Annotated in this window: 11 protein-coding genes; 6 read left to right on the top strand and 5 right to left on the bottom strand. The window is 58.4% G+C overall.

The genetic code is table 11. The annotated features are described in order from the left end of the window. Positions 1-16 precede the first annotated feature (16 nt). Together ACP7B0_RS08675 and ACP7B0_RS08680 are read left to right on the top strand one after the other, a co-directional pair. Positions 17-2,479: an EAL domain-containing protein gene (locus ACP7B0_RS08675; protein ID WP_426140790.1), complete on the top strand. Its 2,463-nt coding sequence runs from the start codon at positions 17-19 to the stop codon at positions 2,477-2,479. A gap of 70 nt (positions 2,480-2,549) precedes the next feature. Next, positions 2,550-3,305, top strand: coding sequence for a TenA family transcriptional regulator (locus ACP7B0_RS08680; RefSeq protein ID WP_426140874.1), 756 nt, complete (start codon positions 2,550-2,552; stop codon positions 3,303-3,305). A 3-nt stretch (positions 3,306-3,308) separates the two neighbouring features. Here the strand turns inward: ACP7B0_RS08680 and ACP7B0_RS08685 are convergent, their stop codons facing one another. The 5 genes from ACP7B0_RS08685 to ACP7B0_RS08705 form a co-directional block, all read right to left on the bottom strand. After that, a complete protein-coding gene (locus ACP7B0_RS08685) occupies positions 3,309-4,250 on the bottom strand; it encodes a GGDEF domain-containing protein (RefSeq protein ID WP_426140791.1) in 942 nt (313 codons plus the stop codon). A gap of 230 nt (positions 4,251-4,480) precedes the next feature. After that, positions 4,481-5,221, bottom strand: coding sequence for a YciK family oxidoreductase (locus ACP7B0_RS08690; protein WP_426140793.1), 741 nt, complete (start codon positions 5,219-5,221; stop codon positions 4,481-4,483). Between the two features lie 46 nt (positions 5,222-5,267). Then, entirely contained in the window at positions 5,268-5,939 is a 672-nt protein-coding gene (mupP, locus tag ACP7B0_RS08695; RefSeq protein ID WP_426140794.1) for an N-acetylmuramic acid 6-phosphate phosphatase MupP, read from the bottom strand. A gap of 3 nt (positions 5,940-5,942) precedes the next feature. Further along, positions 5,943-6,641, bottom strand: a complete 699-nt coding sequence (ubiG, locus tag ACP7B0_RS08700; RefSeq protein WP_426140795.1) for a bifunctional 2-polyprenyl-6-hydroxyphenol methylase/3-demethylubiquinol 3-O-methyltransferase UbiG — start codon at positions 6,639-6,641, stop codon at positions 5,943-5,945. A 65-nt stretch (positions 6,642-6,706) separates the two neighbouring features. Next, a complete protein-coding gene (locus ACP7B0_RS08705) occupies positions 6,707-8,038 on the bottom strand; it encodes a TRZ/ATZ family hydrolase (RefSeq protein ID WP_426140796.1) in 1,332 nt (443 codons plus the stop codon). A 119-nt stretch (positions 8,039-8,157) separates the two neighbouring features. On the opposite strand from ACP7B0_RS08705, the gene mtnA reads away from it, so the two are divergent. The 4 genes from mtnA to pheA all read left to right on the top strand — a co-directional run bounded on the left by mtnA (position 8,158) and on the right by pheA (position 14,668). Then, complete coding sequence (gene mtnA / locus ACP7B0_RS08710) at positions 8,158-9,234, top strand: S-methyl-5-thioribose-1-phosphate isomerase (RefSeq protein WP_426140797.1); 1,077 nt, start codon at positions 8,158-8,160, stop codon at positions 9,232-9,234. A 305-nt stretch (positions 9,235-9,539) separates the two neighbouring features. After that, positions 9,540-12,344, top strand: coding sequence for a DNA gyrase subunit A (gyrA, locus tag ACP7B0_RS08715; protein ID WP_426140798.1), 2,805 nt, complete (start codon positions 9,540-9,542; stop codon positions 12,342-12,344). A 144-nt stretch (positions 12,345-12,488) separates the two neighbouring features. Then, positions 12,489-13,574 carry a 3-phosphoserine/phosphohydroxythreonine transaminase gene (serC, locus tag ACP7B0_RS08720; RefSeq protein ID WP_426140800.1) on the top strand — a complete coding sequence of 362 codons (1,086 nt, stop codon included), beginning with the start codon at positions 12,489-12,491 and terminating at the stop codon, positions 13,572-13,574. Continuing rightward, positions 13,574-14,668: a prephenate dehydratase gene (gene pheA, locus ACP7B0_RS08725; protein WP_047572351.1), complete on the top strand. Its 1,095-nt coding sequence runs from the start codon at positions 13,574-13,576 to the stop codon at positions 14,666-14,668. The genes serC and pheA overlap by 1 nt, the downstream gene beginning before the upstream one ends. The last annotated feature ends 12 nt before the right edge of the window (positions 14,669-14,680 follow it).

Genomic DNA, 14,680 nt, shown 5'->3' on the forward strand with positions numbered 1-14,680 from the left:
TTATGAAAGGGAACCCATGAAGCAAAAGCGGATCCTCGAAAAGCCCCGTCTGCTGGGCATTGTCTGGCCATTTATTGCTGTTGCGTTATTCCAGGCGTTGCTTGGATGCTTCAGCTTGTACACGTTATCTGCCGTGCGCAGTTACGTGGCTGGCGAAAGCCTCTGGTCCAAGGGGCAGAAAGACGCGATTTACTACCTCACTCTTTATGCCGATAGCCGCAATGAACGTGATTACATCAAGTACCAGCAAGCTATCGCCGTACCCACGGGTGGTCACATGGCGCGGTTGGCGCTGGACCAGGCCGAACCGGCGCTGGCGTTGGCTCGCGAGGGTATCCTGCAGGCAGGTATTCATCCTGACGATGTTTCCGGCGTGATCTGGCTGTACCTGAATTTTCGCAACTACAGCTACATGCAAAAGGCTATCGATCACTGGGCCCAAGGCGATGCATACCTGCTGCATCTGAACCAGATTGCGCAGCAGATGCATTCGCGGATTGCTACAGGTGAGGCTACGGACAGCGATGCCCATGCGTGGCGCGTCCAGATCAATCTGATCAACGAAAGCGTGACGCCTGCGACCCGGGCATTCACCGCAGCGCTCGGGGAGGGTTCCAGAAATATCCTCCGGCTGTTGCTGATCGTCAATCTGGCAACTGCCGTGGTGCTTATTCTTCTGGCCCTGTTGCGAACCCACAAAATACTTGCTCAGCGCCACGCCTTTGCCGACGCTCTGCAGGTTGAGAAGGAAAGGGCGCAAATCACCCTGGAATCCATTGGCGAAGGGGTTATCACGACGGATGTTGAAGGTTCGATCGTTTATATGAACCCGGCCGCTGAAAGCCTGACTCACTGGAAAAGCGCACAGGCCAACGGGCTCCCCCTCGCGGCCTTGTTCAACCTGCTCGATGAAAATGATGAGAAGGAGAGCTACAGCCTGATCGATCGGATCTTGAGCGGCAAGTTGAGTGGCGGCAGTGAACATTCAAAGTCGATTCAACGGCTGGACGGCAGCACCGTATCGGTTGCCCTGGTGGGCTCACCTATCCAGACGGATGGCAAAATCAGCGGGGCCGTGCTGGTGTTGCACGACATGACGCAAGAGCACCAGTACATTGCCAATCTTTCCTGGCAGGCCACTCACGATGCGCTGACCGGGCTCGCCAATCGACGGGAGTTTGAGCATCGTCTGGACCAGGCATTGAGTGGTCTGGTGCGTCAGCCGAGTCGTCACTCCGTCATGTATCTGGATCTGGATCAATTCAAGCTTGTGAACGACACCAGCGGTCATGCGGCGGGTGACGAACTGTTGCGACATATATGCACCCTGTTGCAGCAAGGGTTGCGGGCAGACGACACCCTGGCCCGCCTGGGTGGCGACGAGTTCGGCATATTATTGGAAAACTGCCCGCCACAAACGGCGGAACACATCGCCGAGGCTTTGCGCCAGACGGTTCAGAGCCTGCACTTTGTTTGGAAGGGCAGGCCGTTCGTCACCACGGTCAGCATCGGGCTGGTTCATATTTCCCATGTTCCCACCACGCTTGAGGCATCGCTTCGCACGGCTGACATGGCCTGTTACATGGCCAAGGAAAAGGGGCGAAACCGCGTGCAGGTTTACCATGCGGACGATTCAGAGGTTTCAGTGCGCTTCGGCGAAATGGCGTGGATTCAGCGATTGCATCTGGCGCTGGAAGAAAATCGCTTCTGCCTGTATGCCCAGGAAATTGCTGACATCAGCTATGACGGCGGGCACGCGGGCCATATCGAGATATTGCTGCGCTTGCGCGACGAGTCCGGGCGCATGATCCTGCCGGACAGCTTTATTCCGGCAGCGGAGCGTTATGGCTTGATGCCTACGCTGGATCGGTGGGTCGTGCAGAATGTTTTCAAAATCATCGCGCAGTGTGATGACGATGAAAGCTACAGGGGACAGATGGCGGTGTGTGCAATCAATCTGTCAGGTTCGAGTATTGGCGACGACGCGTTTCTTGAATACCTGAAACTGCAGTTCAGAACGTATCGAATTGCCCCTTCGTCGGTTTGTTTCGAAATTACCGAAACCAGTGCAATTGCCAACCTGGGAAGTGCCATACGATTCATCAACGAATTAAAGGCGCTCGGTTGCCAGTTTTCCCTCGATGATTTTTGCGCGGGTATGTCGTCATTTGCTTATTTGAAACACTTGCCTGTGGACTTTTTGAAAATTGACGGAAGTTTTGTCAAGGACATGCTCGACAATCCCATTAATAGAGCTATGGTCGAAGTGATCAATCACATTGGTCACGTCATGGGCAAGCGTACTATTGCCGAATTTGTAGAAACGGCGGAAATCGAAGAAGCACTGCGGGAAATAGGTGTGGATTTTGCTCAAGGGTTTCTGATTGAGCGTCCAATGTTGTTTACCTGTGAAAGTCTGAGGCCCCGGCCTGTGAGGACTGCCCCTTTGTTACTCGGCACACCTGGCCTGTTTCGCTGAACCATTAACTGACACCTACGAAAAAAGGAGCCACACAGTGATCGAAGCTTACAGCAGAACCGGTCCGCTTATGGAAGCCAGTAGTTATCCAGTTTGGGCACAGCAGTTAATCAAGGATTGCAGCGGTGCCAAATCCCGGGTCGTGGAGCATGAGCTCTATCAGCACATGCGTGATGCACGGCTCAGTCCAAAGATCATGCGCCAGTACCTGATCGGCGGTTGGCCGGTGGTTGAACAGTTCGCTGTTTACATGGCCAACAACCTCGCCAAGACGCGCTTTGCCCGGCACCCTGGCGAAGATATGGCCAGGCGCTGGCTGATGCGGAATATCCGGGTGGAACTCAACCATGCCGATTACTGGATCAACTGGAGCGAAGCCCACGGCGTGTCTCTCGATGATCTGAAAGCGCAGCGTGTGCCGCCGGAGCTGCATGCGTTGAGTCATTGGTGTTGGCACACCAGCACGTCCGATTCGCTGATTGTGGCTATCGCAGCCACTAATTACGCCATCGAGGGTGCGACCGGAGAATGGTCGGCGGTGGTGTGTTCCAGCGATGAGTACGCTGAATCCTTCCCGGATGAGTCGCGAAAGCGCGCCATGAAGTGGTTGAAAATGCACGCTCAATATGACGATTCGCATCCTTGGGAAGCGCTTGAAATCATCTGTACCCTGGCGGGCAATAACCCGAGTGTGCAGTTGCAGGCTGAGTTGCGGCAGGCAGTCACCAAAAGCTATGACTATATGTACCTGTTTCTGGAGCGCTGCATGCAACTGGATAAAGCGGTGGCGACGCCGCGCGTGCGGGAGGCCGAGCTTGAAAGCTGAGGGCTAACTCGCCATTGCCAGGCGATTGCGGCCTTCGCGCTTGGCGACATAAAGCGCGGCATCGGCACGACGCAACAGGCTGTCGGCGGACTCCGCCGGCAGCAGTGTCGAACACCCAAGGCTGACGGTCAGTTCCAGAGGATGGTCCAGGATCGGATAGATCAGATCATGGGCCGCTCGACGCAGGCGCTCGCCAATCATCCCGGCAGCCTCGCGGCCGGTGTTGGACAGCACGATCAGAAACTCTTCCCCGCCGTACCGGAAAACCCGGTCGATATTGCGCAACTGGCCCTTGATCGCCTGGGATATGGCCTTGAGCACTTCGTCGCCCGATGAATGGCCATAGGTGTCGTTGACTCGCTTGAAATGGTCGATATCCAGCATCAGCAATGACAACGGCTGCTGATGACGGCGTGCAACCTCTATTTCCCTTGAAAGGGTCTGGTCCATGGCAATCCGGTTGCCGGCTCCAGTCAACGGGTCGCGCAGGGCACTCTGGGTGGCAGCGCGATAAAGCAGTGCATTGCGCATCGGAAACAGCAGGCAGGCCAGCAGCGATTCAAGGTCCTGGATTTCCTGGTCACTGAATCGTTGGTTGCGCTGGAACATCAGGGTGCCAAGGTGTTCGCCATCGTTGCTGAGGCTGTAGTTGATGCTATGGCGCGTGCGATCCCCAAGCTGGATGTGCAGATCGCTGTCCCGGTGATCGTAGGTCAACGCACTGAGCGTAATCCAGCGTTGTACACACTGGAAAAAAATCGAGAGAACGCGCTCGACTTCCAGGCTGGTCTGTAAATGCAGGCCGAGTTGATGAACCAACTGGGGCAAGTCGACAGGCGGTGGTGCGATGGGTTGACTTTGCCTGTTGCCGAAACCCAGTCGTTGCAATTTGGCAGCATCAAAATCAATAGCGTTGGTCTTATTGGTCTGGGTAGGAGAAATCATGGTCTCACTCCTCAGCACATATTGCTGACTTGGCTCGGTTAGAGCGAAATTCGTGCCATCTAGTTCATTTATATATATAACTTTAAGTTCGGATACCGAGTGAACCGAACTCCGAAAGTCGGGTCGTTTGGCGACATTTAAATGACGCGAAGTTCGAGCCAACTATTTGACTGTTCGTTGCCGACGGCTGTTTCGCTCGTCGGCAGGGCACAGTGTTTAATAAGTCGGACTTATTGCGCGTTGAAGGCCTGACCATTGACGCCGGTGCTGTCGGGGCCCATCAAATAAAGATAGGCCGGCATTATTTCATCCGGTGTCGGATTGTCCAGCGGGTTTTCGCCAGGGTAGGCGTGGGCGCGCATGCTGGTGCGGGTAGCGCCAGGGTTGATGCTGTTGGCGCGCACCGGCACCACGGTGTCGAGTTCATCGGCCAGCGTTTGCATCAGGCCTTCTGTGGCGAACTTGGACACGCCATAAGCGCCCCAGTACGCACGCCCCTTGCGTCCGACGCTGCTGGAGGTGAAGACCACGGACGCATCCTGGGACAGCTTCAGCAGCGGCAGGAGCGTGCTGGTCAGCATAAACATCGCATTGACGTTGATCTGCATGACGCGCATGAAATTTTCGCCCGACAGCTGCTCCAGTGGCGTGCGTGGGCCAATGATCGATGCGTTGTGCAACAAGCCGTCCAGATGGCCGAACTCGGTTTCGATCATGGCGGCCAGTTCATCGTATTGATGAGGCAGCGCGGTTTCCAGGTTGAACGGGATAACGACGGGCTGAGGATGGCCTGCCGCTTCGATCTCGTCATAGACCCGGGTCAGATTCGCCTCGGTCTTGCCTAGCAGCAGCACGGTTGCGCCGTGGGCGGCGTAGGTTTTCGCGGCAGCAGCACCAATGCCCCGGCCCGCGCCGGTAACCAGGATGATCCGACCGGTCAACAGGTCAGGACGAGGGGAGTAGTCGAACATGAAAGCCTCGGTGAATATCAATGTGGGAAATTGACGCGCTCGGTGCTCAGCAGCTGCACAGCGCGTTATCCAGCACCTTGCGCAAGTCCAGTGGATGATCGACCACCACGTCTGCGCCCCAATGATCGGGATTGTCCTGGGGGTGGATATAGCCGTAACGGACCGCAGCGGTTTTGGTGCCCGCGTCGCGGCCGGACTCGATATCGCGCAGATCGTCGCCGACGAACAGCACGCTGGCCGGGTCGAGTTTCAGCATGCGGCAGGCTAGAATCAGGGGTTCCGGGTCGGGCTTGCTGCGGGTGACGTGGTCCGGGCAAATCAGCAAGGCCGAGCGCTGGGCCAGGCCCAGTTGTTCCATGATCGGCTGAGCAAAACGTACGGGTTTGTTGGTGACAACGCCCCAGAGCAGGTGAGCTTTTTCGATGTCCGCCAGCAGTTCGGCCATGCCGTCGAACAGTTTGCTGTGTACGGCGCAGTCGCGCTGATAGCGCTCTAGAAACTCCAGGCGCAGGGGTTCGAAGGCTTCTGCCTCGGGAGACAAGCCGAACGTTGCCGCGACCATTGCCTTGGCCCCGCCGGAAATTTCGTCACGGATGAGTTTGTCGTCGATCGCAGGCAAGCCGCGCTCGGCCCGCATTGCCTGACAAATCGCGATGAAGTCCGGCGCGGTGTCGAGCAAGGTGCCGTCCATGTCGAATAGAACCGCTTTGAGAGGCATGAATTATGCCTCCCGCAGGGTCTGGATCATGTAATTGACGTCGACGTCCGCCGCCAGCTTGTAGTGTTTGGTCAGCGGGTTGTAGGTCAAGCCGATGATGTCCTTGACTTGCAGGCCCGCAGCACGGCTCCAGGCGCCCAGTTCGGAAGGGCGGATAAACTTCTTGAAGTCGTGGGTGCCACGGGGCAGCAGGCCCATGATGTACTCGGCGCCGACAATGGCGAACAGAAACGCCTTGGGGTTGCGGTTGATGGTGGAGAAAAACACCTGGCCGCCGGGTTTGACCATGCGGAAGCAGGCGCGGATCACCGAAGAGGGGTCCGGCACGTGCTCCAGCATTTCCAGGCATGTCACGACGTCGAACTGCTCGGGCATTTCTTCTGCGAGGTCCTCGGCAGTGATCTGCCGGTATTCGACGCTGACCCCGGACTCCAGCTGGTGCAACTGGGCCACGGCCAGAGGCGCTTCGCCCATGTCGATACCGGTCACCGTTGCGCCGCGCAGGGCCATGGCTTCGCTCAGAATGCCGCCGCCACAGCCAACGTCCAGAACCTTCTTGCCCGCCAGATTGACGCGCTCGTCGATCCAGTTCACGCGCAATGGATTGATGTCGTGCAGGGGCTTGAATTCGCTGTTGCGATCCCACCAGCGGTGAGCCAGGGCTTCGAATTTGGCGATTTCAGCGTGGTCGACGTTGCTCATGGGATGTCCTCTCAAAACTTGATAAGTCGTGTCGCCAGGCTGGCTATTGTGGTGCCAGCGCGGCTCTATTCGGTTTGGCCTGAAATGCGCTGACCCCAGGCTTTGGCGGTTTCGCACAGCGCCTGTTCATCCATGCGCGTCAGACGACGGTTCTCCAGCAGTTGCTTGCCTGCCACCCAGACATGGCTCGCGCATTCGCGGCCGGTGGCATAGATAAGCTGCGATACCGGGTCGTAGATCGGTTGCTGAGCCAGGCCGTTCAGATCGAAGGCGACAATATCTGCCGCCTTGCCGATTTCCAGCGACCCGGTTTCATGCTGGATGCCCAGAGCGCGCGCGCCATTCAAGGTGGCCATGCGCAACGCCCGATGGGCATCCAGTGCCGTGGCTGAACCGGCGACGGCCTTGGCCAGCAGCGCCGCAGTACGTGTTTCGCCCAGTAGATCCAGATCGTTGTTGCTGGCTGCGCCGTCGGTGCCTATGGCTACATTGACGCCAGCCTGCCACAGACGTTCGACCGGACAGAAGCCGCTGGCCAGTTTCAGGTTCGATTCAGGGCAGTGGACGACGCTGGAGTTGCTTTCTACCAGTAAAGCCAGGTCCTCATCGCTGATTTGGGTCATGTGCACGGCCTGAAAGCGCGGTCCGAGCATGCCCATGCGGTTCAGGCGCGCCAACGGTCGCTCGCCGGTCAGTTCGACGGCCTGAGCGACTTCAAACGCTGTTTCGTGGACATGCATCTGAATCATGGCGTCCAGTTCGTCGGCGATTACCCGAATTTTTTCCAGATTATCGTCGCCCACCGTATAAGGTGCATGGGGGCCGAACGCGACGCTGATGCGCGGGTGATGCACCAGGTCGTTGAACAATTCGACGCCCGTGTGCAGGGCTTCGTCGGTAGTGCGTGCGCCGGGGATCGGAAAGTCCAGCACGGGCACTGTGATCTGCGCGCGCATGCCGCTGGCATGAACACGCTCGGCGGCAACCTTCGGGAAGAAATACATGTCAGAGAAGCACGTGATGCCGCCTTTGAGTTGCTCGGCAATCGCCAGGTCAGTGCCGTCGCGCACGAAGTCTTCATCGACCCATTTGCCTTCGGCGGGCCAGATGTGTTGTTCCAGCCAGGTCATCAAGGGCAGGTCATCGGCCAGGCCGCGAAACAAGGTCATTGCCGCGTGGCCATGGGCGTTGATCAGGCCAGGGCTGAGCAGCATGCCCGGCATTTCAAGGGTCTCCAGCGTCGATTGCCGGATGGCTTCGGCCCTTGGGCCTATATAAACGATACGGCCCTCGCGGATACCCAGACCGTGCTCCTTGAGCACCACGCCAGCGGGTTCGACCGGCACCAGCCAGGTGGGCAGGAGCAGCAGATCGAGGGGGGCTGAGGTGTTCGGCATGGCAGGGTTTCCAAGGCTTATTGCAGGAGCGGCGAAGTATACCCGAGCGTCTTCGTGGGCGGCTCGCTATAATCGGCGGCTTTTAACGTCAGGCATTGGTTTTTAGTATGGAGTGTGCAATGCGCGATCGACTTATGGCTGCGGAGAAGGTGAAGGCCATCGATTGGCGGGATGACGCTCTGCATCTGCTGGATCAGCGTGTCCTGCCTTTCCAGGAAATCTGGCTGACCTACACCAGTGCGGGGCAAGTCGCGGAGGCGATTCGCTCCATGGTAGTGCGGGGTGCGCCGGCAATCGGTATCAGTGCCGCGTACGGCGTGGTGCTGGGGGCGCGTGAGCGGATGGCCGCAGGGGGCGACTGGGTGGCCGCCCTGGAAGCAGATTTCCAGAAACTGGCGGATTCACGTCCGACCGCCGTGAACCTGTTCTGGGCGCTGAACCGGATGCGTGATCGATTGCAGCGCGTAAAAAACGGCGATGATCCTCTCGGGGCGCTGGAAGCCGAGGCGGTCGCGATCCACTTGAGTGACAGGGAAGCCAACCTGACCATGGCTCAACTGGGTGCGGATCTGATCCGCAAGCATCAAGGCAACCTGCAAACGGTCCTGACCCACTGCAACACCGGCGCGCTGGCGACCGGCGGCTTCGGCACGGCCCTCGGCGTGATTCGCGCCGCGCACCTGGAAGGCATGATCGAGCGCGTCTACGCCGATGAAACCCGTCCGTGGCTGCAGGGTTCGCGACTGACTGCCTGGGAGTTGGCCAACGAGGGCATTCCCGTGACACTCAATGCCGATTCCGCCGCCGCGCACCTGATGCGCACCAAAGGCATCACCTGGGTCATCGTGGGCGCTGACCGCATCACCGCCAATGGCGACGTGGCCAACAAGATCGGTACGTATCAGCTGGCCGTGGCCGCCATGCACCACGGTGTGCGCTTCATGGTGGTGGCGCCGAGTTCGACCATCGACATGGAAACCGCCAGCGGCGAAGACATCGTCATCGAAGAGCGCGATGGCCGCGAATTGCTGGAAATCGGCGGGCAGCGTGTCGGTGCGGACGTCGATGCATTCAATCCGGTCTTCGATGTCACGCCGGCTGACCTGATCGACGCCATCGTCACCGAAAAGGGTGTCGTCGAGCGTCCGGATACCGCAAAAATGACACAATTGATGTGTCGCAAACGGCTGCATTGATCACGTTGCAGTGCTGTCAGCCGTTGGTCCGGAGGGTGCTATGCGGTCCTGTAAGCGTTTCTCAGGCGTCTTACAGGTCGCTGGCTCATTTTCAGGGCTTTCAAAGGATAGGTGCGTAGCGGCGTTTGTGGTAACATCCGGCGGTTTCCAAGGGGGCTATTGATAGTCGTCCTTACTGCGCAGATCCAGAGCTTAACTCGTTGATTTGTCGTAAGTCGTTGCCAGGCAAATGCCAGCAGCGGCGAGCTTCGTTCGTCCCGTATGGATGAGACGGAGTTTCACCAGAAAAAGGAATCACGCTTCTCATGAGCGAACTGGCCAAAGAAATCCTCCCGGTCAATATCGAAGACGAGCTGAAGCAGTCCTACCTCGACTACGCAATGAGCGTGATCGTTGGTCGAGCACTGCCCGATGCACGCGATGGCTTGAAGCCCGTGCACCGGCGCGTGCTGTTCGCGATGAGCGAGCTGGGTAACGACTGGAACAAGCCGTACAAGAAATCCGCCCGTGTGGTCGGTGACGTTATCGGTAAGTATCACCCCCACGGCGACACCGCTGTCTACGACACCATCGTTCGTATGGCGCAGCCGTTCTCGCTGCGCTATCTGCTGGTAGACGGTCAGGGCAACTTCGGTTCGGTGGACGGCGACAACGCCGCTGCCATGCGATACACCGAAGTGCGCATGACCAAGCTGGCGCATGAGTTGCTGGCTGACCTGCACAAGGAAACCGTGGACTGGGTGCCGAACTACGACGGCACCGAAATGATCCCCGCGGTCATGCCGACCCGTATTCCCAACCTGCTGGTCAACGGCTCCAGCGGTATCGCCGTGGGCATGGCGACCAACATTCCGCCGCACAACCTCGGTGAAGTCATCGACGGTTGCCTGGCGCTCATCGACAACCCCGAGCTGACTGTCGACGAGTTGATGCAGTACATCCCCGGGCCCGACTTCCCGACAGCCGCGATCATCAACGGTCGTGCCGGTATCGTCGAAGCCTACCGCACCGGTCGTGGCCGCATTTATATGCGTGCCCGCTCGATGGTCGAAGACATCGACAAGGTCGGTGGTCGCCAGCAAATCGTGATCACCGAGCTGCCGTACCAGTTGAACAAGGCTCGGCTGATCGAGAAGATCGCCGAACTGGTTAAAGAGAAGAAGCTCGACGGCATCACCGAGCTGCGCGACGAGTCCGACAAGGACGGTATGCGCGTTGTGATCGAGCTGCGTCGTGGGGAAGTGCCGGAGGTTATTCTCAATAACCTGTATGCCCAGACTCAGCTGCAAGCGGTGTTCGGTATCAACATCGTCGCGCTGATCGATGGACGTCCGCGCATCCTGAACCTCAAGGATCTGCTCGAAGCCTTCGTTCGTCACCGCCGCGAAGTCGTCACCCGTCGTACCGTTTTCGAACTGCGCAAAGCTCGTGAACGTGGGCATTTGCTTGAAGGTCAGGCAGTCGCGCTGTCGAACATCGACCCGGTCATTGCCCTGATCAAGGCCTCGCCGACCCCGGCTGAAGCCAAGATCGGCCTGATTTCCACCGCCTGGGAATCCAGCGCCGTAGTGGACATGGTCGAGCGTGCCGGCGCGGACTCTTGCCGCCCCGACAACCTCGATCCGCAATATGGCTTGCGCGACGGCAAGTACTTCCTGTCGCCGGAACAGGCTCAGGCGATTCTTGAATTGCGTCTGCACCGCCTGACCGGTCTTGAACACGAAAAACTGCTGACCGAGTACCAGGAAATCCTGGCTCAGATCGGCGAACTGCTGCGCATCCTCAACAGCGCCACGCGCCTGATGGAAGTCATCCGCGAAGAGCTGGAACTGATCCGCGCCGAATACGGCGATGTGCGCCGCACTGAAATTCTCGATGCGCGTCTGGATCTGACCCTGGGTGACCTGATCACCGAAGAAGAGCGCGTGGTGACCATTTCCCACGGCGGTTACGCCAAGACCCAGCCACTGGCGGTCTATCAGGCGCAGCGTCGCGGCGGTAAAGGCAAATCGGCTACCGGCGTCAAGGATGAGGACTACATCGCTCACCTGCTGGTTGCCAACAGTCACACCACGTTGCTGATGTTCTCCAGCAAGGGCAAGGTGTACTGGCTCAAGACGTACGAAATTCCTGAAGCGTCCCGCGCTGCTCGCGGACGTCCTCTGGTCAACCTGTTGCCGCTCAGCGAAGGTGAGTACATCACCACCATGCTGCCGGTGGACCTGGAAGCCATGCGCAAGCGTGCTGACGAGGAAGAAGGCGACGTCATCGACGGCGAAATCGACGACGCCGACACCAATGAAGCCAGCACCGAGACCGAAGAAGAGCGCAAGGCGCGTATCAAGGCCGCCGACAAGAAGAAGGCACCATTCATCTTCATGTCCACTGCCAACGGTACCGTCAAGAAGACCCCGTTGGTGGCCTTCAGCCGTCAGCGCAGCAGTGGCCTTATCGCACTGGAACTGGACGAAGGCGACATCCTGATCTCCGCTGCCATTACCGATGGCGAGCAGGAAATCATGCTGTTCTCGGACGGCGGCAAGGTGACACGCTTCAAGGAATCCGACGTTCGCGCCATGGGCCGTACCGCTCGCGGTGTGCGCGGCATGCGTCTGCCTGAAGGGCAAAAGCTGATTTCCATGCTGATTCCCGAAGAAGGCAGCCAGATCCTGACCGCTTCCGAGCGTGGATTCGGCAAGCGCACGGCAATTTCCGAGTTCCCTGAATACAAACGGGGCGGTCAGGGCGTTATCGCCATGGTCAGCAACGAACGTAACGGCCGACTGGTCGGCGCGGTTCAGGTCCTCGACGGCGAAGAAATCATGCTGATTTCCGATCAGGGCACACTGGTGCGTACTCGTGTCGGAGAAGTGTCCAGCCTGGGTCGTAATACTCAGGGCGTCACGCTGATCAAGCTGGCCAGCGACGAAAAACTGGTGGGTCTGGAGCGCGTTCAGGAACCTTCGGAAGTTGAAGGCGAGGAACTTGAAGGTGTAGAACTGGACGGGGAAGCGCTGGAAGGTGACGTTCTGAACGTCACCGATGACAGCGAAGCAGGCGACGAGCTTCAAGCTGATGCCGCATCGGATGAAGAAGAGCCACAGGACTGATCTGATACGTAAATAACAGGGGGTCCCGGGATCACCTGCAGGAGTTGCCGAAGGCTGCGAACGGTTTAAACCCCGTCGCAGCCTTCGGCACTTCCACCTTCAAATGACCCAAGCCTGAGAGATCAGCGCGTAGTGAGAGTGGATATGAGCAAGCGAGCCTTTAACTTCTGCGCAGGTCCTGCTGCGTTACCTGAAGCTGTTCTGCTGCGTGCCCAGGCGGAATTGCTGGACTGGCATGGCAAAGGCCTTTCCGTCATGGAAATGAGCCATCGCAGTGATGAATTCGTCTCCATCGCCAACAAGGCCGAGCAGGATCTGCGCGATCTCCTGACGATTCCCTCAAACTACAAAGTACTGTTCCTGCAAGGTGGCGCGAGTCAGCAGTTCGCCCAGATTGCACTGAACCTGCTGCCTGAAGAAGGCACTGCTGACTATATCGACACCGGTATCTGGTCGCAGAAAGCCATCGAAGAGGCGTCGCGCTACGGCCACGCCAATGTTGCCGCCAGCGCCAAACCGTATGACTATTTCGCTATTCCCGGCCAGAACGAGTGGACCCTGTCCAAAAACGCGGCCTACGTGCATTACGCGCCCAATGAAACCATTGGCGGGCTGGAATTCAACTGGGTTCCGGAAACCGGCGACGTTCCGCTGATTGCCGACATGTCGTCGGACATTCTTTCCCGCCCGATCGATGTTTCTCGTTTCGGCATGATTTACGCCGGCGCACAGAAAAACATCGGACCCAGCGGCGTTGTTGTCGTGATCATTCGCGAAGACCTGTTGGGGCGTGCGCGCTCGTTGTGCCCGACCATGCTTAATTACAAGGTCGCGGCCGATAACGGCTCGATGTACAACACGCCGCCGACCCTGGCCTGGTATCTCTCCGGTCTGGTGTTCGAATGGCTGAAAGAGCAGGGGGGGGTCGAGGCCATCGGCAAGCTCAATCAGATCAAACAGCGCACGCTTTATGATTTCATTGATGCCAGCGGTCTTTACAGCAACCCGATCAACAAGTCCGATCGTTCCTGGATGAACGTGCCGTTCCGCCTCGCCGATGACCGTCTGGACAAGCCGTTCCTGGCCGGTGCCGATGCTCGCGGCCTGCTCAATCTCAAGGGTCACCGCTCCGTCGGCGGCATGCGTGCCTCCATCTATAACGCCGTGGACATCAACGCCGTCAACGCGCTGGTTTCCTACATGGCAGAGTTCGAGAAGGAACACGGCTAATGTCCGAACAGGAACTCAAGGCGCTGCGGGTTCGCATCGACAGCCTGGACGAGAAAGTCCTGGAGTTGATCAGCGAGCGCGCGCGCTGCGCGCAAGAAGTGGCCCGGGTCAAGATGTCGACCCTGGCCGAGGGCGAAGTGCCGGTGTTCTATCGGCCTGAGCGAGAAGCTCAGGTGCTCAAACGTGTCATGGACCGCAATCGCGGTCCGCTGAGCAACGAAGAGATGGCGCGTCTGTTTCGCGAAATCATGTCGTCCTGTCTGGCGCTGGAGCAACCGCTGAAAGTGGCCTATCTGGGCCCTGAAGGCACGTTTACCCAGGCTGCGGCCATCAAGCATTTCGGCAATGCCGTAATCAGCCTGCCGATGGCCGCGATCGACGAAGTGTTTCGTGAGGTCGTTGCCGGTGCGGTGAACTTCGGTGTGGTTCCGGTGGAAAACTCCACGGAAGGTGCCGTCAATCACACGCTGGACAGCTTTCTTGAGCACGACATGGTCATCTGTGGCGAGGTCGAGTTGCGCATTCACCACCATCTGTTGGTGGGCGAAAGCACCAAGACCGAGAGCATCAGCCGCATCTATTCTCACGCCCAATCGCTGGCCCAGTGCCGCAAGTGGCTGGACGCGCACTACCCGAATGTCGAGCGCGTCGCTGTCGCCAGCAATGCCGAAGCGGCGAAGCGGGTCAAGGGCGAGTGGAACTCGGCGGCCATTGCCGGCGATATGGCTGCTGGCCTGTATGGCTTGACCCGTCTGGCAGAAAAGATCGAAGACCGTCCGGACAACTCCACCCGGTTCCTGATCATCGGCAACCAGGAAGTCCCGCCGACGGGCGACGACAAGACCTCCATCATCGTCTCCATGAGCAACAAGCCCGGGGCGCTGCATGAGCTGCTGGTGCCGTTCCATCAGAACGGAATCGACCTGACGCGCATCGAGACTCGGCCTTCACGCAGTGGTAAATGGACCTACGTGTTCTTTATCGACTTCGTCGGCCATCATCGCGATCCACTGGTCAAGGCCGTGCTGGAGCAGATCAGTCAGGAGGCCGTGGCGCTCAAGGTGCTAGGTTCCTACCCGAAAGCAGTTCTTTAAAGGGGCGAGCAT

The organism is Pseudomonas sp. DWP3-1-2 (assembly GCF_049896285.1).
Classification (GTDB): domain Bacteria; phylum Pseudomonadota; class Gammaproteobacteria; order Pseudomonadales; family Pseudomonadaceae; genus Aquipseudomonas.

Bases quoted from the DNA above. Each gene is read 5' to 3' on its own strand.
- ACP7B0_RS08675 (WP_426140790.1), top strand. From the start codon at position 17: ATGAAGCAAAAGCGGATCCTCGAAAAGCCCCGTCTGCTGGGCATTGTC.
- ACP7B0_RS08680 (WP_426140874.1), top strand. From the start codon at position 2,550: ATGGAAGCCAGTAGTTATCCAGTTTGGGCACAGCAGTTAATCAAGGAT.
- ACP7B0_RS08685 (WP_426140791.1), bottom strand. From the start codon at position 4,250: ATGATTTCTCCTACCCAGACCAATAAGACCAACGCTATTGATTTTGAT.
- ACP7B0_RS08690 (WP_426140793.1), bottom strand. From the start codon at position 5,221: ATGTTCGACTACTCCCCTCGTCCTGACCTGTTGACCGGTCGGATCATC.
- mupP (WP_426140794.1), bottom strand. From the start codon at position 5,939: ATGCCTCTCAAAGCGGTTCTATTCGACATGGACGGCACCTTGCTCGAC.
- ubiG (WP_426140795.1), bottom strand. From the start codon at position 6,641: ATGAGCAACGTCGACCACGCTGAAATCGCCAAATTCGAAGCCCTGGCT.
- ACP7B0_RS08705 (WP_426140796.1), bottom strand. From the start codon at position 8,038: ATGCCGAACACCTCAGCCCCCCTCGATCTGCTGCTCCTGCCCACCTGG.
- mtnA (WP_426140797.1), top strand. From the start codon at position 8,158: ATGCGCGATCGACTTATGGCTGCGGAGAAGGTGAAGGCCATCGATTGG.
- gyrA (WP_426140798.1), top strand. From the start codon at position 9,540: ATGAGCGAACTGGCCAAAGAAATCCTCCCGGTCAATATCGAAGACGAG.
- serC (WP_426140800.1), top strand. From the start codon at position 12,489: ATGAGCAAGCGAGCCTTTAACTTCTGCGCAGGTCCTGCTGCGTTACCT.
- pheA (WP_047572351.1), top strand. From the start codon at position 13,574: ATGTCCGAACAGGAACTCAAGGCGCTGCGGGTTCGCATCGACAGCCTG.